Here is a 22,764-nt window from a genome sequence, read left to right on the forward strand (position 1 = left end):
CGGGGGCCTCAATACGGTGGCACCGTAGGGCTGACCGTAGAATCTGAGCCGTACCGCACGCGTTTCCCGAAAAGGGCGACGGAGCGTGCCGCACGAAGGCGCTCCCGGAATTCGGGCAGGCCGAAGGGCGCGTTCTCCCCCGGTGCGGAACAGGGAAAGAGAACGCGCTCTCACCGAATACCGCGCCCGGTGGTCCGGTCAGGCGCGGCGGCCCGCGCACAGACGCGCGGTGTGCACCGTGACCGCCCTGAGGTAGAAGGCGTCGGGCCGCCACAGGATGCCGGTGCAGGCGTCGCCGTCCAGGAGCTGTTCCACGGTCAGCCGGTCGGCGAGGTCGAGCCGGTCGCCGATCTCGGCGAGCAGCCGGGCCAGCCGGGCGCGCAGGTATCCGCGTGCGGCCGGCCCCAGCGGAGCGGGCAGGTCGATCAGGAAGGTGCGGGTACCGGCCGGTACGAGGCCGGCCGCGGCCATCAACCGCGGCCAGTCCTCGACCACGGAGGTGGCACCGGGCAGCCGGGCCCGCCGCTCGGCGAACCGGTCCTCCAGCGCCGCGTCCAGCCGTGCCTGCAACCCAGGGCGGCCGATGCCGATGTCACGGGGCAGGAAACGGGGCGGAAGGCCGCGTTCGCAGACGGCGAGCAGTCCGCCGGGGCGCAGGGCGGACGCCAGGCTCGTCACGGCCGCCTGCTGGTCGCCCAGGTGACGGCAGACGTTGCCGGTCCAGACCAGATCGGCGGGGCCCAGGGCGCCGAACTCCTCGGGCTGTTCGGCCGGCCGGGTGCTGAGCCGGCCGGTCAGACCGAGTGCCGCGGCCCTGGTCCTCGCCCGGACCAGCTGCGAGGGGGACCGGTCGACCGCGACGACCTCCGCCCGGGGGAAGACACGGGCCAGTTCGCAGGAGGCCGCACCCGGCCCGCTGCCCACGTCCAGCACCCGGCGGACCGCCGCCACCCGGTCCGCGGGCACGAGCAGGTCCCGCAGCCAGCCGGCCGCCTCCGCCAGGAAACCGGAGTGCGGCTCCACCGCCAGTTCCGCCTCCGGTCCGGCGGCGAGGTCGTCGCCGCCGACATCCTCGATGTGGTGTGTGGTCATACGGTCACCTCCGGCGGCCAGCATGAGCATGCCGGGCAGGCCGGGCAAATCTTGTTGCCGTTTCCGGAATCCCGGCGGGCGGCGGCCGGTCAGCGGGCCGCGGCCGCCCGGACGTGGCGCACCGCCGGCGGGCGGAGCAGGTCCCGGGTGAAGATGTCCAGCAGGTCCCAGCCGGCCGTGAGCGGGAAGTAGTGGCCGCCGGGCAGGGTCTGGGTGCGCAGCGAACCGCGGGTGCACAGGCGCCAGCCGGCCGGTCCGGCGGCGGCAGCGCGGTCGTCCCGCCCGGTCATGAGGGTGACCGGGCAGTGCACGACATGGCGCGGATCGCGCCGGTACGCCGCCAGGACGGCGCGGTCCGCGCGCAGCGCGGCGAGCACCCGGCCGGCCCGCCGGGGGTCCTGCGCACCCGGTGGTATCCGGCCGCACTCACCGAGCCTGCGCAGCAGTTCGGCGTCCGGCAGCCCGGCGTCCGGCGGGCCGCCCGCGGGCCGCCCGGCCGCCGGGCGGTGCGGCAGTGCGGCGCCGGAGACGTAGAGCCTTTCGGCCACGGCGTCGTGCTCCCATTCGAGGCGGGCGGCGATCTCGTACGCGAGGAGCGCGCCGAAGCCGTGCCCGTAGAGCGCGAAGGGCCGGTCGCGCATGCGGACCACGTACGGCATGACCTCGGCCAGCAGGTGCTCCATCCGGGAGCAGGGGCGGGTGCGCGGATGGCGCCCGCGGCCCGGCAGTTCCACGGGCGTGACGACCACGGCGGGGCCGAGCGCCTCGCGCCAGGGCAGATAGACGCCCGCCGACACGCCTTCGAAGGGCAGGCAGAACAGGCGTACCGAGCCGTCGCTCACCGGTCGCCCACCGGCCCGCCGAGCAGGGCGGGAAGCGCCGGGGCGCCGGCCCCGGACCGCGGGGGCCGCGGGGCGCCGGGGCGCGGCGGTGACGGTTCCGGGTGCCGCGAGGGGCCGCCGCGCAGCAGTACGCCGTACTCCTCGGCGGTCTCGGACAGCAGCCGCGCTCCGGCGCCGCGGTCCAGCAGGCCGCGGGCGTAGCGCCAGGCGAAGGTCCAGGTCCGGTCGGTGCGCCGGATGAGGGTGGCGCGCATCGGCGGCCCCTCCTCGCGGGCGAGTCCGGTGGCCGCCTCCGCGGCCAGCCGCTCGGCGAGCCGCGCGTCCTGCACGGCCGGGTGGGTGGCCCGCCAGTCCACCGCCTGGAGCGGGAACCGGGCCTCGGCGAGGGCCCCGCGCAGGGCCGGGGAGGCCGCCCGTACGGACTGCCATGCCTGCTCGTAGACGTACGGCAGGATGCCGGTCAGGGACAGGACGAACTGCTCGGTACGACAGCCACCGGGCTGCTGACTGGTCGCGGGCACGTGGGGACCGATCCTTCCACCGGGTTTCCGCCAACAGGACGGAGGAACGGGACGGGACACGCGGTGCCGCCTTCCGTGCGCGGGTCACCGGGCACCGGCTCTGAGCCGTGCCGACCGTACTGGTGCGGTACCCGTGAACATCAATACGGTGGGACCGAAGCACTGGCCGAAGAAACACGCTCCGGAACCTGGTGGCGAACCGGCTGTACAAATTCAGCGGGTACTCGTGCTAGCGTCGGGAGCATCAGAGGTGTACGCCGTTCACCGGTGTCCGCGGGGGAGCCGTGAGGGAAATCTCGGACGTACTTCCCGCGTTCCCTGGCGAAATCCTTTCCATGATGGCCGTGATGGTTCCGCCATGATCGGAAAAAGCGCTTGATCGAGCTGATTCCGGCGTGATTTACAGGCTCTGCCTTTCTGAGCCCCCCTTCGAATTCCTCGTCACCCAGGTCGTGCACTGTTCAGGCAGGAGGTGTGGGCCCGGTGCCCCGGGAACTGTTCGGCAGGAGCGAAGAAGCAAGGATCATCGTCGAGTTGCTCGACTCCGCCACCACCGGCACGGGAGCGACCGCGCTGGTGGAAGGCATCATCGGGACCGGTAAGACGGCACTCCTGCGCTGGGCCGAGGGGAGCGCCCGCGAGCGGGGCATGGTGATGCTGTCGGCCACCGCGTCCCCGGCCGAGCAGCGGTTCCCGCTGGGAATCGTGCACCAGCTTCTCGGGACGCTGCCCGAGACGTCGGGCCTGTGGGACCGGGCCTTCGCGCGGTGCGGCGCCTTTGACGGCACCACGGACCCGGCCTGTCCCGACTATCCGCTGCTCGCAAAGCTGTGCGCGGGTCTGGGCCGGGCCGCCCGCCACACCCCGGTCCTGCTGACGGTCGACTGCGTCCAGCACACCGACCGTCAGTCCCTGATGTGGCTGGGGTTCCTGGCCCGCCGCCTGGAGAACCTGCCGGTGGCGCTGCTCGCCACGAAGCGCTGCGGGGAACCGGCGTCCGACCAGCATCTGCTGGTCGAGTTCATGGAGGGCGTCCGCCCCGACCGCCATATCCACCTGCACGACCTGAGCCCGAGCGCCGCCCTCGATCTCGCCGCCGCGCTCTGCGGCCACGGCCAGGAGTCCGTGGGCGCGCTCATCGCGGAGAGCGGCGGCAATCCGTACCTGCTGACCGAACAGATACGCACCGTTCCCGCGGTCCGGGTCACCCCGCTGCACGCCACCGGGGACAAGCGTTCCCCGGGCCACGCGCCGGCCGACCCGCCGGAGCGGCGGACCCGCCTGGACGCGGTCAAGGAGCGCATCCTGTGCCTGATCCGGCGGCTCGATCCGCATGGCGTGCAGGTCGCCCGCGCGGCCTGCGTCCTGGGCGCCCCGCTGGACGCGGCCCTGCTCGCCGCCCTGTGCGGCATCCCCACGGAGGGTGCCTGCCGCTGTCTGGGCAGGCTCACCGAGTCGGGTCTGCTGCACCCCGACGACCTGAGATTCCGCCATCCCCTGCTGGCCGAGCTGCTCTACCAGGACATCCCGTGCGCCGAACGTGCCGAGCTGCACCGGATCGCCGCGCACTGCCTGCGGCTGCGCGACGCCCCGGCCCAGGCGGTCACCACCCATCTGCTGCGCTCGCACCGGCTGGACGAGCCCTGGATGACCCGGCTGCTCCTGGACAGCGCCCACGACATGGCCGGAGCCGATCCGGCGGGCGCCCGCCGGCTGATCGAGAAGGCGGTGCTGCACGGCCTTCCGCCGGAACTGGCCGCGCGCGCCGAGGACTTGCGCGTGCAGGTGCTCACCCGGCTCGACCTGCCCGCGGCCGCGGGCGCGCTGACCGCGCGCGCCGCCGTCTGCGCCGGTCCCGCCGAGCGATGTCGACAGGCCCTGGAACTGGCCCAGATACTGCTGCGTCTCGATGAACTACCGCGGGCCCGCTCCGTTTTGGAGGAGGCTCAGCGGGAGGTCGGGACCCGGGACCCCGTGGCGGCCGCGCGGCTGCGCCGGGGTCTCGTCCATGTCCGGCTGCTCGACGGGAGCTACCGGCCCGGGGAGGGGGCGAGGGCCGGCTGGAGCGGGTGCTGCTGCTGCGTGCCGCCCGCGGCGACTCGGCGCCCGCGGTACGGCGGATAGCCCACGGCGTCCTGTCCGTCCCGCGTGCCCCGTACGGCTCGCCGCCCTGGTACCACGCGCTGCTCGCCCTGCTGTGGACGGGCGAGGTGGACGACGCCCTGCGGCGCATGGACACCGAGGTGCGGCTCGCGCGCGCCGAGGGCGATGTGCCCCGCAGCGCCGAATCGCTCGCCGTGCGCGGCCTCGTGCAGCTGCACCGGGGGCTGCTGACGGAGGCCAGGGACGACGCCGGGGAGGCGCTGGAGCTGCTGTCCCGGATCGGCGCCGACGGCCACCACACCGGGGCGCTCGCGCGCGCCGTGCTCATCGATGTGGCCCTGGAGAAGGACGATGTCGCCGGTGCCAGCGCTCTCCTCGACGAGGCGCCGGTGCCCGAGGACCGGCCCGTCACGTGGTGGCAGCTGCATCTGCTGCACAGTGCCGGGCGGGCGCTGGCGCGGCTCGGCGAGACCCGGCGCGGGCTCGCCCTGGTCGACCGGTGCGCGGCGGAGCTGGAACGCCGGGGGGTGGTCAACCCGGCGCCCCTGCCCTGGCGTTCGACCCGGTCCGCACTCCTGCTGGCCCTCGGCGACACGGCGGGGGCCCGCCGGATCGCCCAGGAGGAGGTGGAGTTGGCCGCCCGCTGGGGAGCGCCCTTCGCCCTGGGCCGGGCCCTGGTGGCGCGGGCCGCGGCCGGCTCGGGCCGCGAGGCGCTCCAGCTCGCCGGACGGGCCGTGGGACTCCTCGAACCCGCCCAGACGCCCCTGCTGTTCGCCCACGCCCTGCACGCGGCGGGTACCGCCCACCGGCGCACCGGCAACGCGGGACGCGCCCGCGAACTGCTGCACCGGGCCAACGAGGTCGGGATCTCGCTGGGTGCCGAGGGCCTGGTCGCGGCGGTGCAGCGGGAGCTGCGGGGCGCGGGGGGCCGGCCGGACCCGCGCAAGGACTCCGCGGAGTCGCTGCTGACGCCCACCGAACGGCAGGTCTCCGAGCTGGCCGCACGCGGGCTGAGCAACCGCGGCATCGCCCAGCTGCTGAAGGTCAGCCTGCGCAATGTCGAGTCCCATCTCACCCACTCCTACCGGAAGTTGCGCATCAGCGGGCGCCATGAGCTGGCCAGGTTCTTCCCACCCGACGAGGAGCCCGCCCCGGCCCCGGTACCGTTCCTCCCGCACCGGACGGCGTTCACTCCGCTGCCGCGGACGGGGTGACGGGGGCGGGGCGGGCGGCCTTCCGACCGAAGACGAAGGTCAGCCACATGCTCACGGCGCGACTGTGGAAGGAGACCAGCGGCGCCACCAGGGGCCGGTGCCGGTCGAACTCCTTTATCTCCCGTTGGATGTTGCACTGGTTCAATGAGGAGTCTTCACCTCTTCGTGATCCAGGTTGGTCCGGATCGGGTCTCGCTGCGGGGACGTACGGATGTTCCAGGGGATCCAGAACGCGGTCGCGGTGACCGCGAGGGCTGAGGCGGCGACCACGGTCATGCCCAGGGTCAGGCCGCCCGCCGTCGCCACGAAGCCGATCAGGGCGGGGCCGGCCAGCAGGCCCGTGGTGCCCATGGCGGCGACCAGGGACAGCGCGTCGGAGCCGCGGTCGGCGGCGGCGACGTACACGCACGGCGTGATGGCGGCCGCGCCGAGGCCGACGCAGGCGAAGCCGAGGAGTGTGACGGGCACCCCGCCGGTCAGCAGCGCGATTCCCAGTCCGGCGGCGGCGAGCGCGCTGCCCGCGCGCACCACCGGGCCGTCGCCCCAGCGGTCGCGCCAGCGGTCGGCGCACGCGCGGGCCAGCAGCATCGTCGCGGAGACCACCGCGATGCCCAGCGGGGCGACCGTCGAGGACGCCTTGACGGTGTCCTTCAGGTAGAGGGTCGACCAGTCGTTCATCGCGCCCTCGGTGATCGTGCCGAAGGTCATGGCGCAGCCCATGAGGAGGGTCAGGCCGGAGGGGAGGGACCAGCGTCGTGCGCGCCGCTTCTCCGCCGTCACCGTCGCGGTCTCCTTCGGCGCGGGCGCGTCGGGGAGCAGGCCCCGGTGGGCGCCCGCCAGCAGCAGGAGCAACACCGCGCCCGCGACGGTGAAATGGACCGGGACGGAGGGCGTCAGGCTGGTGACGCCGGAGGTCAGCAGGGCCGCGGTGAGCAGGCCCGCGCTGAAGGTGGCGTGGAGCTGGGACATGGCCGTGCGGTCGTACGACGACTCCAGCGCTGCGCCCTGCGCGTTCATGGCGACGTTGAGGCAGCCCACCGCGACACCGTCGGCGCAGACCGCGAGGAGGGCCAGGGGGTAGTTCGGTACGACCGACAGCGCGGCCAGTACGACGATCAGGGCCAGCGCCGAGGCGAGCGACAGGGTGCGTGAGCCCAGGCGCCGCATCAGGACCGCGACCAGCGGGAACGCGGCCGCCGCGCCCGCGCCGCAGGCCATCAGGAGGAGGCCCACTTCCCCGGCTCCCAGGTCGAGGCGGGTCTTCAGCGCGGGGAGGCGGGAGACCCAGGTGCCGTACTGGAAGCCGAGGAAGCAGAACAGGGCCGCGATCGACCACTTCGCGCGGGAGAAGGAGAGGGTGGGCATCACGACGTCCTCAGCGCTTCGCGGGGCAGACGGGCCGACATGTAGAGGGCGTCGGCGCCGTAGGCCGACGGGACGGGGGTGTCGGGGTGGGACGCGTAGCCGTTCGCCCGCCAGAAGGTCTCCTTGCCGGCCACCGCGATCAGGGAGACCGTCTCGAAGCCGCGGTCCCGTGCCGTCTCGCTGACGTGGCGGACCAGGCGGCTGCCCAGTCCCCTGCGGCGCAGCGGGGCACTCACGACGAGGTCGTGCAGATGGAGGTTGGTGGTGTCGTGGCGGGTGTGCTCGGGGCGGGTCGGGTCGGGGCAGTGGGGGCGGGGGTAGGGCAGGGTGAGGGTGTAGCCCGCCAGTCGGCCGTCCACGGTGAGGGCGAAGCAGGTCGCGGGTGAGGCGGCGGCGCGGGAGCGCAGCAGGTGCTCGCCCTCGGCGAGGGAGAGGTGCGCGTACGTCTCGTGTTCGAGGGCGGCCAGCGCGGGCCAGTCGGGGGCCGCTATCTCCCGGATGCGTATGTGGTCGTTCATGTCAGAGCCGTTCGTGGTTCGGGGAGTCGGGCGCGCGGACGCAGACGCAGGGCAGCGGGCCGAAGCCGTTGAAGCCGCCGGTGGTGTAACTCGTGGCGTAGGCGCCGGCGGAGAGAATCCACACCGGGTCGCCGGAGGCGAGGGACCGGGGGATGCGGACGGGGTGCAGGCCGGCGCCGTAGGCGTCGTCGCTGTCACAGGTCGGGCCGGCCACGATCGCCGGTACCGTCTCCCCCGCGTCCGGCTGTCCGGGGAAGACCATGTGATGGGTCAACTGGTCCATCTCGTAGAGGCCGTTGAACTTGCCGCAGCTGAGGTAGAGCCAGTGCGCGTCCTCGCCGTCCGGGCCGCGGCGGCGGGTGAGGCGGGCGACATGGGCGCGGACGGCACCGTGGTCGGCGACCAGATGGCGGCCCGGTTCCATGACGAAGGTGACGGGGGCGAGGGCGCGCAGCCGGTCCATTCCCTCGCGGAGCACGGCGAAGATCTTGTCGAGGGGCGGGTCGAGGGGGTCGCCGTGGAGGTCCCGGTAGCCGAGCGCGGGCAGTCCGCCGCCGAGGTTGATGTGGTCCGGTACGATCCCCCGTCCGGCCAGCGCCGTCAGGGTCTCGGCGAGCAGGTCGAAGGCGGCCTGCCAGCCCTCGGCGGTCATCTGCTGGGAGCCGACGTGCACGGACAGACCGGCGGGGGTGAGGCCGGCCGAACGTGCCGTTTCCAGGATGTGCACGGCGTCCTCGGGGGCGCAGCCGAACTTGCGGTTCAGGCCCCACAGGGCGCCCTCGCCACTGGTGGCGAGTCGGCAGAACACCCGTGCGCCGGAAGCGTGTCGGGCGATCGCGGTGACGTCCTCGACGCTGTCGGTGGCGAAGGTGCGGATGCCATGGCGGTGGGCCTCGGCGATGTCCCGGTCGGACTTGATGGTGTTGCCGTAGTGGATACGGCTCGGGTCGGCGCCGGTGCGGAGGGCCTGCGCTATCTCGGCGGGGCTCGCGGCGTCGAAGCCGGCGCCGCGGGCCGCCAGGCAGTGGAGGACGTCGTCGACGGGGCACGCCTTGAGCGCGAAGCGGATGTCGGTGCCGGGGAGTTCGGTGCGCAGGGAGTCGTACTGGTGTTCTATGCCGGTGAGGTCGTAGATGATGCGGTCGGTGGTGGCGGCGGCGAGTTCGCCTGTGAGGGTGCCGGGAAGTGCTGTCGGGCGGGTGCGGGTTCGACGGGGTTGAGCGCGCGGTTCCCCGCGCCACTCGGGGGCGCTCATGCGCGGATCGCCTTGATCAGTGCGGGCCAGGCGTCGATCAGGTCCGCGTAGGCCGTGATGTCCGAGGCGGCCTCGGTCAGCAACCGGTCGCGTTCGTCGCCCAGTCGGTCGGCGAACTCCGCGTATCTGCCGCCCAGTTTGCGGTACGACGTGTCCAGGCGGTCCAGGCGCCAGATGTTCTCGGTGGGGTCCAGGGTGGTGCTCTCGCGGAGGAACGCGGTGATCCGGTCGGGGCGGAGCCGGCCGTCGTCGTCCAGGAGGGCGGCGCCCTCGGCGGTCATGCGGTCGTAGACGTGGTGGAAGTAGCGCATCGACAGCAGGAACTTCACGAAGCGGCGCTGATAGGCAAGGAAGCCGGTGGGGGTGCGCCGTTCGGGGGTGTGGAAGTTCTCGATGTGCCGGTTGTGGAGGATGCCGGGCAAGGTGGCGTCGTGGACCAGGTGGAGGAGGAAGTAGTCGCTGCCGATGGTGTCCGTGGCGGGCGGCAGCGGGACGCTCTCGTAGACGGCCCGGTCGAAGGCGATGTTGCACATGTCGACGCGCATCGGGTCGACCAGGGTGAGGGTCGAGCGGTCCCCGGTGAACGGGGCGGTCCCCGCGCCCGTGAAGGACTCGGCGACCAGGTCCCGCTTGCGCTCCTCCGGCCAGTCGGCGGGCGCCCAGAGGCTGACCACGTCGTGGTAGACCGCCGGGTCCAGATGGCGTATCTCGGCGATGTCGACGGAGAGTTCACCGATGAAGGAGGCACCCGCCAGGGAGACCGGGCGGTGGGCGTGGGCCGGGTCCAGGTCGGTGTACTGGCCGGCGGCCGTCGCCTCGGCGGCGGGGCGGCCCAGCCAGGGCAGTTCGTGGTGGATGGGGAACACCGGTTGTTCGGCGTGCAGTTGGTAGGTGCTGTCCGAGTCCCTGCGGTGCAGGGAACGGCAGCCGAGCGCGGCGGCGAACAGGAAGGCGCGGTTGGTGCAGGCGCCGTAGGAGACGGCGGGCGGGAGCAGCAGGTGGACAAGGTCGGAGGGCAGCCCCGCTGTCTTGATCAACTCGCTGAGGCGGGAGCGCTGTTGGTCCTCGTCCAGGTGGTGGACGGTCACCTGGGGGGTCTCGGGGAGCGCGGCGATCACCCGGAGGTGGTCGGCGCGGGTGGGGGCGTCGGCCGAGTCGAGGATCAGGAGGTGGACGTCCGCGCCGAAGTGGCGGACCGCGTAGGCGGCCTCCTGGTGCAGGGCGGTGATCGTCGCGGGGCAGGCCCGGTTGGTGGGCAGGCAGAGGCAGATGCGGTGCTTCACTCGGCGTCGCCTCCACCGGTCCAGGAGTCGAGGCCGAGCAACTTGCGGCCCAGGGGGTTGAGTTCGGCCGTCTCATAACGCGCCGCCTCGGGGCGGCGGGCGTCGCCGAGGAGGGTGGCGTTCCAGTCGGGGGTGGCCAGGGTGCGCCAGGAGTGCACGCGCGCGTCGCGCAGGGTGGTGTGCTCCTCCAGGGCGGGCATCATCGACAGGTACTGGACGGCCCGCACCCCGCGCTCCGACCGGTTGGGGGCGACGCCGTGCGCCAGCAGCCCGTTGAAGATGAGCAGGTCACCGGCCTGGAGGTCGGGGCGGATCACGGGGAACTCGGTGCGGTCGGCGTTCGGGCGGATCGGGTCGCGGCCGGGCGGCTGGGCGAGGCGCCACTCCTCGAAGCGGTGGAAGAGTTCGGGGGCGCACTGGAAGCCGCCGAGCTCGGGCCGGGTGTCGTTCAGCGCGATGATGCCCTGCACGCGCTGGGGCAGCACGGCGAGGGTGGTGTCCACGTCCCAGTGCAGGTCGATGTCGAAGCCCTCGGCGGTGGGCTCGATCAGCGAGCGCGAACGGGAGCCGGTGTTCGGCGGGTTGAGGTTGAGGCGGTCGAGGGTGACCCACAGCTCCTCGCAGTCCCAGACGTCCACGAAGGCGTCGTAGACCCGCTGGTTCTGCCGGCTGTCCCACAGGAGCTGGTGGTGGTACGCCTCCACGAAGCCGTAGATGAACAGGTGCTGGTCGAGTTCGGAGCGGAACTCGGGCTGCTCGTACCAGGAATCCGGGCGGTCCGGGTCCAGGCCCTGGAACTCCCAGGTGAAGTCGAGGAGTTGCTTGGCCTCGCCGGGGGTGATGGCCTCACGGACGACGACATAGCCGTACGTCTGCCAGAACGCGAGGTCCGCTTCCGAAAGCACCCGCAGCGGGCGGGACTTCTCGATGTCGCGCAACGGGGTCGGGGCGAGGTAGGTCTCGCCGTCGGCGCTGAAGTAGGGGCGGCCGGATGCCGCGCGGTGGAGGTAGGGGGCGGGTGTCTGCATGCGAGCACTCCGGGATGACGGATGTGGATGGCGGTGAGACATGTGCCGGTGGCATACGCGGGGGGCACGAAGGGGCCGGGAGATGTCCGGGCGGGTCGGATAGGGATGTTCGGCGCACGGATGGGTGCGGGTGCGGTGCGGCTCGTCGGGTCCCCGCGGCGGAGCCGTGTATCGGGGACGGCCCCGCACCCCTCGGGGCGCGGGGGCTCGCCGGGGTGGGTGGGCCCGGCCCTGCCGGGTCGGGCCGGGCCCACCCCGCTTCGGGTGGTCGGTTCGGTGGGGCTTCAGCTGGTCAGGGCGGGCGGCACCAGGTGATCGGCGGGTACGGCCGGGGCCCGGCGCGGGCCCGCTGGGCTGGTCCGGTCAGGGGCGGCGCGGGGAAGCTCTTTCCGGCAACCGGTGCGGGTATGTCCGGGGTTGGCGCGGGTGCCCCCGGCGGAGGCCCGCCACGACCCCGTGGGGCCCGCCACGACCCCGTGGGGCCCGCCACGTCCGCGCGGTCCCCCGGTCGCGCCGTACGCGGGCCCCCGTCGCGACGCACACGGTCCCCCGTCGTGCCGTATACGCACCGTGCCGTACGCGCGCCGCGCGTGTCGTACGCGCACCGCGCCGTACCCGCCCCGCCCCGCCGCAGGTCCCCCGAACCTGCCCCGGCCGGAACGCCAGCCCCCCGCCGGCCCGCCGTACGTCCTCCCCGCTCAGCCCTTCACGACCGCCTCCGCCGCCGCCACCCCGCACACGCGCGCGGCGCCGTACGTGGCGATGTGCGCGGCTCCCCGCGGTGCCGCCTGGGGCAGGCCCATCTCCACGACAACGGTGTCGGGGCGGGCGGCGAGGAGGGTGTCGAGGGCGGAGCGCATCCAGTCGTGGCGGTGTTCGTCGCGGACGACGGCGACGATCCGGCGGTCGCCCGCGGCGGCGAGGGCGAGGGCGCCCGCGTCCGTGCCGGTGAAGGAGCCGTCCGTGCTGCCGGGCACCAGCCGTCTCAGCTCGTCGGTGACGCCCCAGGGGGTCTGGTCGCCGACGGCGATGTTGGGCTCGGGGTTGAACTGGGCGACGTAGACCGGGGAGTCGACGGGGACGGCCGCCCCGGAGCGGGTCACTCTCAGCGCCCGGCGCGCGGCCGTCAGGCCGACCTCCGGCGCCGGTTCGGTGCGGGCCGCGTCGCCGCGCGCACCGGCCGTCCAGCGGGCCAGCTCCCGTACCCGGGCGGCCGCGTCGGCGAGCCGCTCCTCGGGCAGTTCGCCGGAGCGCACGGCGGCCACGAGGGCGTCCCGCAGGCCGAGCACGGTGCCCTCGTCGCACAGCCCGCCGCCCACGCAGATGGCGTCGGCGCCGGCCGCGATGGCGAGGACCACGCCGTGTTCCAGGCCGTAGGTGCCGGAGATGGCGCGCATCTCCATGCCGTCGGTGACGATCAGGCCCTGGTAGCCGAGTTCGCCGCGCAGCAGCTCGGTGAGGATGCGGCGGGAGAGGGTGCCGGGGCGGTCGGGGTCCAGGGCCGGGACGAGGATGTGCGCGCTCATGATGGCCCGGGTGCCGGCGGCGATCGCCGCGCGGAACGGGGGCAGTTCGCGCGCGAAGAGGGTCTCGGCGTCGACGTCGATGCGGGGTACGGCGTGGTGGGAGTCGATGTTGGTGTCGCCGTGGCCCGGGAAGTGCTTGGTGCAGGCGGCGACGCCGGTGGACTGGAGGCCCTCGACCCAGGCGGCGGTGTGCCGGGCGACGAGGTCGGTGGCGGCGCCGAAGGAGCGGACGCCGATGACCGGGTTGTCGGCGTTCGCGTTGACGTCCGCGGAGGGCGCCCAGTCGAAGTTGACGCCGCAGGCGGCCAGGCGGCGGCCCAGCTCGCGGGAGACGGCGCGGGTGAGGTCCGGGTCGTCGACGGCGCCGAGGGCGTGGTTGCCGGGGAAGGAGGAGCCGGTGCGCACGTCGAGGCGGGTGACGTCGCCGCTCTCCTCGTCGATGGCGACCAGGAGGTCGTCCCGCTCGGCGCGCAACTGCGCGGTCAGGGCGGTGACCTGGTCCTCGGTGACGACATTGCGGCCGAACAGGGCGACGGAGGCGAGTCCCTCGTCGATGCGGCGGCGCACCCAGTCGGGGGCGGTGGTGCCGTCGAAGCCGGGCTGGAGCACCGCGAGGGCGTCGCGGGTCAGGGCGTCACCCGCGGCGGCGCCGCTGTCGGACCCGGTGGTGGCGAGTGTGGTCATCGGGCGTCATCCCTTCACGGCGCCGTCGGTCAGACCGCTGACAGCCTTGCGTTGCAGGAAGATGAAGAGGATCAGGATGGGCAGCGCGAACAGGGTCGACGCGGCCATGGTGGCGCCCCAGTCGTCGCCGAAGGCGGTCTGGAACTGCGACAGCCACAGCGGCAGGGTCTGCTTCTCGATGTCCTTGTTGAGGATCAGGACCAGCGGGAACTCGTTCCAGGCGGTGATGAACCCGAACAGCGAGGTGGCCATGAGGCCGGGCGCGAGCAGCGGGAAGATCACCTTGCGGAACGCCTGGAAGCGGGTGCAGCCGTCGACCATCGCCGACTCCTCCAGCTCCTTCGGCACGGCGGCGATGTAGCCGCGCAGCGTCAGGACGGTGAGGGGCAGCACCATCATCGCGTAGAAGACGGTGAGCGGGACCAGGCTGTTCAGCATGTCGCCGTCGCGCACGATCATGTAGATGGCGATGATCATGACCTCCCAGGGGGCCATCTGCGCCAGCATGAAGGTGATGATGAACCCGCGCCGTCCCTTGAACCGCATCCGGGCGAGCGCGAAGGCGGCGAACAGGGCGATGACGAGCGACAGCAGGACCGAACAGAGCGTCACGGTCACGGAGTTGGCGACCAGGGTCCAGAAGTGGTCGGCGTGCACGGCCTTGGTGAAGTGGCCGAAGGTGAAGTGCGTCGGGAACCAGACCGGGTTCTCGGTGATGATGTCGCCGGTCGGCTTGAAGGCCGTGGCGAACATCCAGTAGACGGGGAACACGAAGCCGACGAAGAGGACGGCGGCGGTCGCGTTGGGCCAGATACGGCCGAAGAGCGAGCGCTTCACAGCTCGTCCTCCTCTTGCTTGAGCACCATGCGCAGGTAGTACGAGGTGATGACGAGCAGGACCAGGATGGTGAGGAAGGAGATCGCCGCGCCGACCCCGAAGTGCTGGTTCCCGACGCCCTCGACGTAGGCGTAGATCGGCAGGGTCTCGGTGAGCCGGTCGGGGCCGCCCTCGTTCATGGCGAAGACCTGCGGGAACGCCTTGAAGACCCAGATGACCTCGAGGAAGGTCGTGGAGTAGAGGAAGGGCCGCAGGAAGGGCAGGGTCACGGAGGTGAAGCTCTGCCAGGCGCCGGCGCCGTCCAGGGAGGCGGCCTCGTACAGCTCCTTGGGGATGGTGGTCGTCGCGGCGTAGAGGTTGATCGCGACGAACGGGATCGACTGCCACACGATGAGCAGGACGATCACCGAGAAGGTGGAGAACTGGCTGCCCATCCAGTTGTAGTCGGCCATCGAGTGCCAGCCCAGCTTGTCCAGGACCCAGTTGACGACGCCGAAGCGCTGGGCGAACAGCCACTGGTAGACGGTGGTGGCGGCGATGACGGGCATGGCCCAGGCGAGGACGAGGCCCACCAGCAGGGTGAGGCGCATCTTCTTGCCGAGGCGGGCCAGCAGCAGTCCGATCAGGGTGCCGATCAGCATGATCAGGACGACGTTGGCGGCGGTGAACAGGACCGAGCGTTCGACGACCTTCCAGAACTCCGAACCGCTCAGGATCTGCTGGTAGTTGTGGAAGCCGTTCCACTCGGTGAGGTGCTGGATGAGCTGCCGCGGGTTGAGGTTCTGGAACGACAGCATGCCGTTCTTGACCAGCGGCCAGCCCAGCAGGACCAGTGTGGCCGCCAGCGCGGGCAGCAGGAGGAGATAAGGAGCGGCGGCGGGGCGGCCCGCCGGGGACCGGGAGGCCCGGTCCGCACCGCGCGGCGGCGCCGGCACCCGGCCCTTGCGGACAGCGGGCCCCCCGGCCGTGTCCGTGCCTTCGGTCTGCACTGACATGAGTCGTCGTCTCTTCCGTGGCCGTACGAAATCGTGTGCCCGCCGGCGCCGAAGGACGCGGGCGGCGCAGGTGAGCCGGGGGCGTCGCTGGGACGCCCCCGGCGCGGGGTCAGTTCTGCTGGGCCAGGCGCTGGTTGATCTGGCTCTCGACGTCCTTGGCGGCGGCGGCCGGGGCCTTACCGTTCAGCACGGCGGTCATGTACGACTTGATGGGGTTCGGCGTGTTCTCCACCGCGGCCCACTCGGGGATCAGCGGGGTGGTGCCGCCCACCGCGGCGCCCGGGGCGGCGGCCTCGGCGGCCGCGTTGCCCTTGAGGTTGCTCTCCAGGGACGTCTTGTTCGGGATGACGCCGCCCAGCTTGGCCAGTTCGCCCTCGTACTGGTCGGACAGGGCGATCTTCAGGAACTCCTTGGCCAGGGACTGCTTCTTGCTGTTCTGGGCGACCGCGAGGTTGGAGCCGCCGAGGAAGACGCCCTCGGGCTTGTCGGCGGTGGCACCGGGGATGGTGAAGTAGCCGAGGTCCTTCTCGATGGACTTGTTGGCCTGGACGGCGGTGGCCGCCTCCCAGCCCATGCCGATGAAGGCGCCGGTCTTGCCCTTGCCGAAGACGGTGGCCTGCTGCGGGTTGGCCTCGTCCTTGTCCTTGGGGGCCTTGGAGTAGGCGGCGTACTTCTTGTAGATCTCCATGGCCGCGGCGACCTTCGGGTCCGCGAGGTTGGAGACGTACTTGTCGCCCTGCTTCTTCACCAGGTCGCCGCCCTGGCCGACGATCAGGCCGTCCAGGAAGTACCAGTTCTGGCCGGGCAGGTAGAGCGGCTCGGCGTCCGTCTTCTTGCCGATGGTGTCGAGGTCCTTGAGGAACTCGTCACGGGTCTTCGGCGTGGACTTGATGCCGGCCTGGGCCCAGATCTTCTTGTTGTAGATGACGACGCGGTTGGCGAAGTACCAGGGGGCCGCGTACTGCTTGCCGTCGTAGACGGCGGACTTGGAGACGGAGGCGGTCCAGTCGGCGCCGATGGACTGCTTGATGTCACCGAGGTCCGCGAGACCGCCGGTGGACGCGTAGGCCGGGGTCTGCGTGTTGCCGACCTCCAGGACGTCCGGCGGGGTGTCCTCCGAGAGCGCGGTGGTGATCTTCTGCTGGATCCCGTCCCACTGCTGGATCTCGAACTTCACCTTGGCGCCGGTCTTCTTCTCGAAGGCGGCCTGCACGTCCTTGGTCCACTGCGGCGGCGCGGAGCCCGTCATGGTCCACACCGTCAGGGTCTGGCCCTTCCAGCTGCCGGGACCCTCGTCCTTGCTGTCATTGCCGGAGCTTCCGCCACACGCCGCAACGGAGACCATCATGCCCGCGATCACGATCGCGGAAGCGAGCTTGCGCTTCACGCCACCCTCCTCAGGGATGCCACTCAACCCCCCACGCCCTCGGCGGTGACCTGCGTACGACGCTGTTGCACGTAGGGCTCGGGACCTGGCCACTAATGGTGTAGACCAGTACGGTGGAGCTTGGCCTAGACCTTTCGGGGTGTCAAGGGTGGTCCGGGAGCCGGGTCGAGGCCGTTACGAGAAAGACACCGGAGTGCTCTCGTCCGCTTCGGGGCCCCCGCACACGGCCCGTGCGTCCCTTTCGCCCGGTCCGTTCAGTTGGACTAGACCATAGGGCACTTGGTCGCTATAACGGGAGCCCATCGACCCAGCCGGAAGGCAGGCATGACCACCGACGTCAGCGGCGCGCGCGTGCCGAAGTACTACCGCATCAAGCAGCGGCTGCTCGCCATGACCGAGGCGCTCCAGCCCGGTGCGGCGGTGCCGGCGGAACGGTTGCTCGCCGAGCAGTTCGACACCTCACGGACCACCGTGCGGCAGGCGCTCCAAGAGCTGGTCGGCGAAGGGCGGCTGGACCGGATCCAGGGCAAGGGCACGTTCGTCGCGCAGCCGAAGCTGTACCGGACGCTGCAACTCACCTCGCACACCGAGGACATGCGGGCGCAGGGGCTGTCGCCGGCCTCGCAGGTGCTCGACGTCGGGGAGGTGCCGGCGGACGAGCGGCTCGCGGGGCTGCTGGGGGTCTTCGCCGGGGAGGGGGTGCTGCGGATCGAACGGCTGCGGCTCGCCAGCGGGGAGCCGATGGCGATCGAGACGACACATCTGTCCGCGCGCCGGTTCCCGGGACTGCGGGGGGTGCTGGCCTCGTGTCCCTCGCTGTACACCGCGCTGGCGGAGGTGTACGGGGTGCGGCTGTCGTCGGCCGACGAGACGATCGAGACGTCGCTGTCGACGCCCCGGGAGGCGGCGCTGCTGGCGACGGACGTGGGCCTGCCGATGCTGCTGATGTCCCGGCACTCACGGGACGCGGAGGGGGCGCCGGTGGAATGGGTGCGGTCCGTGTACCGGGGGTCGCGGTACAAGTTCGTGGCGACGCTGCGCCGGCCGGCGGTCTGGGGGGCCTAGGTTCTGTTGACCATCGACCACAGTCACCTTCTCGACGGACTCGATCGTGAGGCTCGCGGCCTTCTGGCCCAGCACGACTTTTGCCCCCTGTCGACCATGACCCGCGGGGCGGCGTCACCAGGTCGGAAGGCGCCGGTAGATCGAGAATGACCACCGAAAATGCTCCCTGAGCGCAGAGCGCAACACCTGTGCGTGCAGAATCGTGTGATGTAGAGCGAAGTAGGCGCTCTCGTGTACCCAGCGGAGGCGTTCGAGACGCTCGGCCGGGTAGCGGCGCTCGTTGACACCGTTCCCTGGGCGAGACCCGGATTTCTCGAAATCTGGTCTGGACGTTTCGGGAAGGTCGCGTGTGGTTGTATAGCTCAACGAACTCTACAACCACACACGGGAGCTACTCAGCCATGACGGACCTCTCGTGTCGTGTCCGACCGAATGTCTTGGTAAAGAACTCTCCAGCCGGATCCGAGCTCTCGTGCCAGGTCACTTGCGAGTGACTCTCCTGTCGCAACGAATTCTTCCTCGGCTTGACGCGTCAGAAAACCGGACGAGATGGGGTCGTCGTGGTTGAACGTTTGGTCGAATTGTTGAGCCCAAGTGGTGAATCGTTGCGCCAACTGAGGTGACAGATTCAGGCGAGAGTCGCCGGGCTCAATGTCGCCGGCATCAACGCCGGTGAGCCACAAGGGATGACACTCGTAGTCCGCCATGACTTTGATGGTTGGATGCCGCTTGGTTGCCGTCATCCCGTGCTCCTCGGGTTAGCGCCACTGATGAACGAGATCCTTGGCAAGTCGTCGGTGGTGGCCTTCTCGATCTTGGCGATCTCGAAGGCGAAATTAGTGCAGGTGGTCAGCTCCTCAGATTGGAACCGACGATCAAGCGATCCTCTTAAGTCACGCCCGTCATCTGCGGGCCCCGGCGATTGTCTAAGCACTGAGGCTCACCCAGAGATGCGGTCAATGAATCGTGATCTGCTCGACCCGAGGAAGCGACCGGGGAGATACGAGCGGAAGGGATCGTACTTCCTGGCCTTGCTCGGCCTCGCAGTGGCTCTGACCTGCTACAAGAAGCTCGCGAGACCCGCCACGTAACTAGTATGCCCTGCGCCGCACTTCTTGCGCCGCAGGGCATACTGGAATCCGCTGGCGTCAGGTAGCGCTGAACCAGCAAATATTCACATACTCAAGCGGGTCCTCGCACGCCTGCATTTCCGAGTGGATGCGTTCCAGCGTCTCAGAGCGGGAGAGACCCCACGGGATGACGCCCTCTCCATCTTTTGGGCTCATATCTCCCACCTTGATGCCGTGGTCCATCATGTCTCCGATAAGCCTGAGTGCAGCTTCTTGCACCTCAGCTTCACTGGCGCTCTGACCTGCCACGGTTTCGGCTGCGTCCCAGAGTGGAGTGAAGTAGACCGGGGACATCTCTGTGTATCGGATCAGATAATCCAGCTCGGCGCGGTACTCGGCGTCCGCCAGCATGAGCGTTCTTCCTTACTTAGCGTGGTATCGCTTAAATCCGAACTCTTTGGCGAGGTCCTTGGTGAAGTCGATCGTGGTATCGCCGGCCCCGCCTGAGCTGCTGAAGTTTCGGTAGTTGACGTTCCCGCCTTCCATCTTCCACACTTCAACGCTTCCCTTCCCGGGGACCTGCGTCACCTGATCAGGCGGGCCGAGCTTACTACGGATTGAGTCAGCAACGTCCTTGAGCTCATCAGGAGTGATGATGCGAACGCCTGGGCTGTCCTCGTATCCGAGGGGCTTTCCTTCCTTAAGGACAACCTCGCTAAGGTGCCCGATCCGGCCGAGGCGGGTTGATTCCGCTATCTTCTCGACGTCCTTGAGTGCCTTGAGGCCCTTGATTTCTCCCGCCCCGGGGATCACCATCGCTAGGGCTTCGCCGCACTTCGTCGCGCTGGGATCCTTGTAGCACTCGACGGCAAGGTCGGTTCCGGTGACGGCCCAGACGAGGGCGACGAGGCGCGGGTCGTATTCGGGGGCCTCGATGGTGCCGCCCTTGTTGACACAGCGGACCAGGTTCCAGTCGACTCCGGCGACGTTGTTGTTGGGGATGCAGCGCGGCTTGTTGTCGGTTGCCGCTTGCTTCTTACGGGCTTCCTCGGCGGCCTTGCGCGCTGCGGCTTCTTCCTGCTTGCGCAGCTCGTAGGTCTTCTTCCAGGCTGCCTTGGCGTCACTATTTGCCTGGTCGGCGGACTTGCCGGCGTCCAGGGCGTCCTGTTTGGCCTGTGCCGCCGAGGCGTTGGCTGACGCGGCGGAGTTGCGTGCGTAGGTGGCGGACCATGCGGCCTGGGCGGCGGATTCGGTGGCGGCTGCGGCGTCGCGGTCCGCGGCGTCGGCGGCGTTGCGGGCGGTGGTCGCGGACTTGGCCGCTTTGTCGGCGCTGGCCTGTGCCTGATTGGCGGACTTGTCGGCGTCGGCCGCGTAGCCCTTGGCCTCGTCCGCGGACTCCTTGGCGTCTTCGGCTGCGGCCGTCGCGTCGGCGGCGGCTCCGTTGGCCTCGTAGGCGGCCTTAGCCGCCAGGAAGCTGTTCTTGCGCGCGGTGGCGGCTGCGGCATCGGCCTGGGCGACCAGGCCGGTCACCCGGGCGACGTGGGTGGCGGCCAGCTGGTCCTTGCGGTCGGCCATGTACTGCCCGACAGCGATGAAGTCGTGCAGTTCGTTGACCGGTCCGGCCAGTGCGATCTTCGCCGCGGCCTTCACCTCGGGGCCGCCGTCGTTGACCAGCTTGGAGGCCTGGGCCTCTTCATCGGTGCTGCGGGCGACGTACTGTCCGTGGGCGAGGAACGCCGCGAGGGCTTTGCCGCTGCCGTCGGCGAGCGCGGCCTTGCCGGCTTCCTGCACGCTGGTGCCACCGGCATTGACGATCTTGGAGACTTCCACCTCCATGTCGGTGGTACCGGAGGTGTACTGGCCGGTGGTATAGAAGTCGTTGACCGTCTTGGCGTCACCCTCAAGGGCCTTGGCCGCAGCGGTGCGCACGCTCTCGTACGGGCTGGTGGTGCTCAGCTCGGAGACGGCGTCGCGGGTCTCGTCCTGCACTGCCGCGTTCCAGCCGGTACGCAGGAACGTGATCACGTCCTGGTCGGTGCCGCCCAGGACGTCGGCAGCGGCCTGGCTCACCCATGGGCCGCGGGTCTTCATCGCCTCTAGGGCGAGCTGGCGGCCCTTGGCCGCGAGAACGGCCTGATCGGCGTCCGGCTTGGCAGCCTCAGCACCGAGGGTGGCCTCGGTGGCATCCAGGTCATGCGCCTTGACGGCAACGCCGGCGGCCTGGGACACGGACTCGTCGTAGGTAGCCTTCTCGGTCTTGGCGACCTCGATGGCGGCGTTGGTGCGGGTGGTCAGCTCCTCCGCCTCGGTCTGGCGGGCCACGTCGAAGACCTGGTGCGCCGTGGTGGCCGCGTGAGTGGCGGTGTCGGCGGCCTGCTTGGCCGCGGCCGCGTGCTGGGTCGCCAGCTTCGCCGCTTCGGCTGCCGTGCCGGCGAACTTGGCGGCCGCGTCCGCAGCATCGGCGGCCTTATCGGCGTGGTCGGCAGCCGAGTTGGCGTAGTCGCGTGCCTGGCTGGCGGCGGTGGCGGACTTGTCCGCCAAGGCTTCGGCCGCGTCCGCCGCTCGGTTGGCCTCCGCGGCGTGACGGCGCGTCTCTGCAGCGGCGGCCGCGGCCTCGCCCGAGTGGACACCCGCCGCTTCGGCAGCGGTGTTGGCGCGGTCGGCCGCATCGGCGGCCGCGTTCGCGTTCGCCCCGGCGCTGCGGGAGGCCTTCACCGCGGCCTTCGCCGCCAGCGACGCCTTGCCCGCCTGGTCCGCGGCCACCGCGGAACGGCGCGCGAGATCGGCGGCCTTGTGTGCGGCCTTGGCCTTGGCGGCTGCATCTGCGGCCTGGTTCTTGTCCTTGCCTGCAGCGATCGCAGCGTTGTAGGCGTCCTCGGCAGCGTCCGCAGCCTGCGCAGCGGCGCTCGCGGTCTGCGCGGCCGCGAGCGCGGCGATGCGCGCGGAACGGTTGGCCGCGTTCGCGGCACTAATCGCGCTCTGTGCGGCGGATGCGGCCTGGCGGGCCGCATCGGCGGCCTGCTTGGCCTTGACTGCGGCCATCTTCGAGTCGTTCTTGGCCGCCTCGGTCTCGGTCGCGGCCTTGTCGGCAGCCTTCCGCGCCTGCCCGGCTGCTGCGATCGCCTTCTTCGACTGCTCCTGGGCGGCCTCGGTCTCCTTCTTCGCCTGCTTGCCGGCCTTCTCCGCCTGATCCGTCAGTTCGGCGATGGTGGCGTGTTCCTCGTCGCGGTCACGGGCCGTGAACTGGCCGACCTCCAGGAACTCGACGATGTCATCCGCGCTGCCCCTGAGAGCCAGCTTGCCGGCGGCCCGCACGTTCGGCCCGCCCGCATTGATGATCTTGGAGACCTCGACCTCGTTGTCGATCTCCCTGGCGTCGTACTGGCCGCGGTCGAGAAACCTCGCCCGGTCGGCGGCGGTGCCGCTCAGTGCCTTCTTCCCGGCCTCCTGCACGCTGGGGCCGCCGTAGTTGACGATCCGGGAGACATCGACCTCCTGGTCCTGCTCCAGCGGTGCCTTCCACCCGTCTTTCAAGAAGGCGTGCAGTTGCTCCGGGGTACCCGCCAGCGCTGTCTTCGCGGCATCCCTGACCGCGGGACCACCTGCGTTGAAGATGCGGCTGACATCGACCTCGTCATCGAGGTTCTGGATCGCAGGCGCGTCGTCGAGGAACTTCTTGATGTCGTCGCTGCCGCCGAGCAGTGCCTGTTCGGCGGCTTCCTTGATGCCCGTGCCGCCGTACTGCCAGTAGTCGACGGCCTGTTCACGATCGGTGAGGACTGGAACGCCATCCTGGTCTGTGGCAGCCGCGGCTGGCACAGGCATACTCAGCAACCCGGCTATAAGCATCCCGGGGAGCATGGCTGCAGCTCTGCGGGTGCCCCACCGCTGCGTCCTGTTCCGGTGTCTTGACTCGGTCCGACGTGAGGTACCAGCGCCGTGGCCGAGTGGTCGTCTTCCCACCCTGATTCCTTTCTCT

General features: G+C 70.9%; 19 protein-coding genes. 3 read left to right on the forward strand and 16 right to left on the reverse strand.

The genetic code is table 11. The features are described from left to right. Positions 1-198: 198 nt before the first annotated feature. From GHR20_RS08760 to GHR20_RS36730, 3 genes are all read right to left on the reverse strand, one after another. Positions 199-1,092 (reverse strand): class I SAM-dependent methyltransferase, encoded by an 894-nt coding sequence (locus GHR20_RS08760; RefSeq protein ID WP_243877982.1) that lies wholly within the window; start codon positions 1,090-1,092, stop codon positions 199-201. 89 nt (positions 1,093-1,181) lie between these two features. Then, positions 1,182-1,934 carry a thioesterase gene (locus GHR20_RS36725; RefSeq protein WP_194858845.1) on the reverse strand — a complete coding sequence of 251 codons (753 nt, stop codon included), beginning with the start codon at positions 1,932-1,934 and terminating at the stop codon, positions 1,182-1,184. After that, complete coding sequence (locus GHR20_RS36730; protein ID WP_194858846.1) at positions 1,931-2,455, reverse strand: hypothetical protein; 525 nt, start codon at positions 2,453-2,455, stop codon at positions 1,931-1,933. Before GHR20_RS36730 ends, GHR20_RS36725 begins: the two co-directional genes overlap by 4 nt. Positions 2,456-2,938: 483 nt before the next feature. Here GHR20_RS36730 and GHR20_RS08770 point away from each other — a divergent pair, with 483 nt between their 5' ends. After that, positions 2,939-4,579: an ATP-binding protein gene (locus GHR20_RS08770; RefSeq protein WP_153812866.1), complete on the forward strand. Its 1,641-nt coding sequence runs from the start codon at positions 2,939-2,941 to the stop codon at positions 4,577-4,579. Continuing rightward, positions 4,525-5,772 carry a LuxR family transcriptional regulator gene (locus GHR20_RS08775; RefSeq protein ID WP_153812867.1) on the forward strand — a complete coding sequence of 416 codons (1,248 nt, stop codon included), beginning with the start codon at positions 4,525-4,527 and terminating at the stop codon, positions 5,770-5,772. Before GHR20_RS08770 ends, GHR20_RS08775 begins: the two co-directional genes overlap by 55 nt. Here GHR20_RS08775 and GHR20_RS08780 read toward each other — a convergent pair. The 10 genes from GHR20_RS08780 to GHR20_RS08825 form a co-directional block, all read right to left on the reverse strand. Continuing rightward, complete coding sequence (locus GHR20_RS08780) at positions 5,747-5,917, reverse strand: hypothetical protein (RefSeq protein ID WP_153812868.1); 171 nt, start codon at positions 5,915-5,917, stop codon at positions 5,747-5,749. The genes GHR20_RS08775 and GHR20_RS08780 overlap by 26 nt on opposite strands. Beyond that, positions 5,914-7,137 carry an MFS transporter gene (locus GHR20_RS08785; protein WP_153812869.1) on the reverse strand — a complete coding sequence of 408 codons (1,224 nt, stop codon included), beginning with the start codon at positions 7,135-7,137 and terminating at the stop codon, positions 5,914-5,916. The genes GHR20_RS08780 and GHR20_RS08785 overlap by 4 nt, the downstream gene beginning before the upstream one ends. After that, positions 7,137-7,655: a GNAT family N-acetyltransferase gene (locus tag GHR20_RS08790; RefSeq protein ID WP_111580976.1), complete on the reverse strand. Its 519-nt coding sequence runs from the start codon at positions 7,653-7,655 to the stop codon at positions 7,137-7,139. Before GHR20_RS08790 ends, GHR20_RS08785 begins: the two co-directional genes overlap by 1 nt. A gap of 1 nt (position 7,656) precedes the next feature. Next, positions 7,657-8,910 (reverse strand): type III PLP-dependent enzyme, encoded by a 1,254-nt coding sequence (locus tag GHR20_RS08795; RefSeq protein ID WP_153812870.1) that lies wholly within the window; start codon positions 8,908-8,910, stop codon positions 7,657-7,659. After that, the gene (locus GHR20_RS08800) at positions 8,907-10,193 is read right to left on the reverse strand and encodes a DUF6271 family protein (protein WP_153812871.1); all 1,287 of its coding nucleotides are present in this window, start codon (positions 10,191-10,193) and stop codon (positions 8,907-8,909) included. Before GHR20_RS08800 ends, GHR20_RS08795 begins: the two co-directional genes overlap by 4 nt. Next, positions 10,190-11,221, reverse strand: a complete 1,032-nt coding sequence (locus tag GHR20_RS08805) for a phytanoyl-CoA dioxygenase family protein (protein WP_148026767.1) — start codon at positions 11,219-11,221, stop codon at positions 10,190-10,192. Before GHR20_RS08805 ends, GHR20_RS08800 begins: the two co-directional genes overlap by 4 nt. A gap of 698 nt (positions 11,222-11,919) precedes the next feature. Beyond that, positions 11,920-13,431 (reverse strand): glycoside hydrolase family 3 N-terminal domain-containing protein, encoded by a 1,512-nt coding sequence (locus GHR20_RS08810; RefSeq protein WP_153812872.1) that lies wholly within the window; start codon positions 13,429-13,431, stop codon positions 11,920-11,922. Positions 13,432-13,437: 6 nt separating this feature from the next. Then, the gene (locus tag GHR20_RS08815; RefSeq protein WP_153812873.1) at positions 13,438-14,268 is read right to left on the reverse strand and encodes a carbohydrate ABC transporter permease; all 831 of its coding nucleotides are present in this window, start codon (positions 14,266-14,268) and stop codon (positions 13,438-13,440) included. Next, positions 14,265-15,263: a sugar ABC transporter permease gene (locus GHR20_RS08820; RefSeq protein WP_111580970.1), complete on the reverse strand. Its 999-nt coding sequence runs from the start codon at positions 15,261-15,263 to the stop codon at positions 14,265-14,267. The genes GHR20_RS08815 and GHR20_RS08820 overlap by 4 nt, the downstream gene beginning before the upstream one ends. 109 nt (positions 15,264-15,372) lie before the next feature. Then, a complete protein-coding gene (locus GHR20_RS08825) occupies positions 15,373-16,650 on the reverse strand; it encodes an extracellular solute-binding protein (protein WP_148026769.1) in 1,278 nt (425 codons plus the stop codon). A 324-nt stretch (positions 16,651-16,974) separates the two neighbouring features. On the opposite strand from GHR20_RS08825, the gene GHR20_RS08830 reads away from it, so the two are divergent. After that, entirely contained in the window at positions 16,975-17,715 is a 741-nt protein-coding gene (locus GHR20_RS08830) for a GntR family transcriptional regulator (RefSeq protein WP_111580968.1), read from the forward strand. Positions 17,716-18,110: 395 nt separating this feature from the next. Here GHR20_RS08830 and GHR20_RS08835 read toward each other — a convergent pair whose 3' ends face one another. From GHR20_RS08835 to GHR20_RS08845, 3 genes are all read right to left on the reverse strand, one after another. Then, a complete protein-coding gene (locus GHR20_RS08835) occupies positions 18,111-18,458 on the reverse strand; it encodes a hypothetical protein (protein ID WP_153812874.1) in 348 nt (115 codons plus the stop codon). A 405-nt stretch (positions 18,459-18,863) separates the two neighbouring features. Further along, positions 18,864-19,196, reverse strand: a complete 333-nt coding sequence (locus GHR20_RS08840) for a hypothetical protein (RefSeq protein ID WP_111580967.1) — start codon at positions 19,194-19,196, stop codon at positions 18,864-18,866. 12 nt (positions 19,197-19,208) lie between these two features. Next, positions 19,209-22,634, reverse strand: a complete 3,426-nt coding sequence (locus GHR20_RS08845) for an ALF repeat-containing protein (protein WP_194858847.1) — start codon at positions 22,632-22,634, stop codon at positions 19,209-19,211. Positions 22,635-22,764: the final 130 nt, after the last annotated feature.

It is taken from the genome of Streptomyces sp. SUK 48 (assembly GCF_009650765.1).
Classification (GTDB): domain Bacteria; phylum Actinomycetota; class Actinomycetes; order Streptomycetales; family Streptomycetaceae; genus Streptomyces.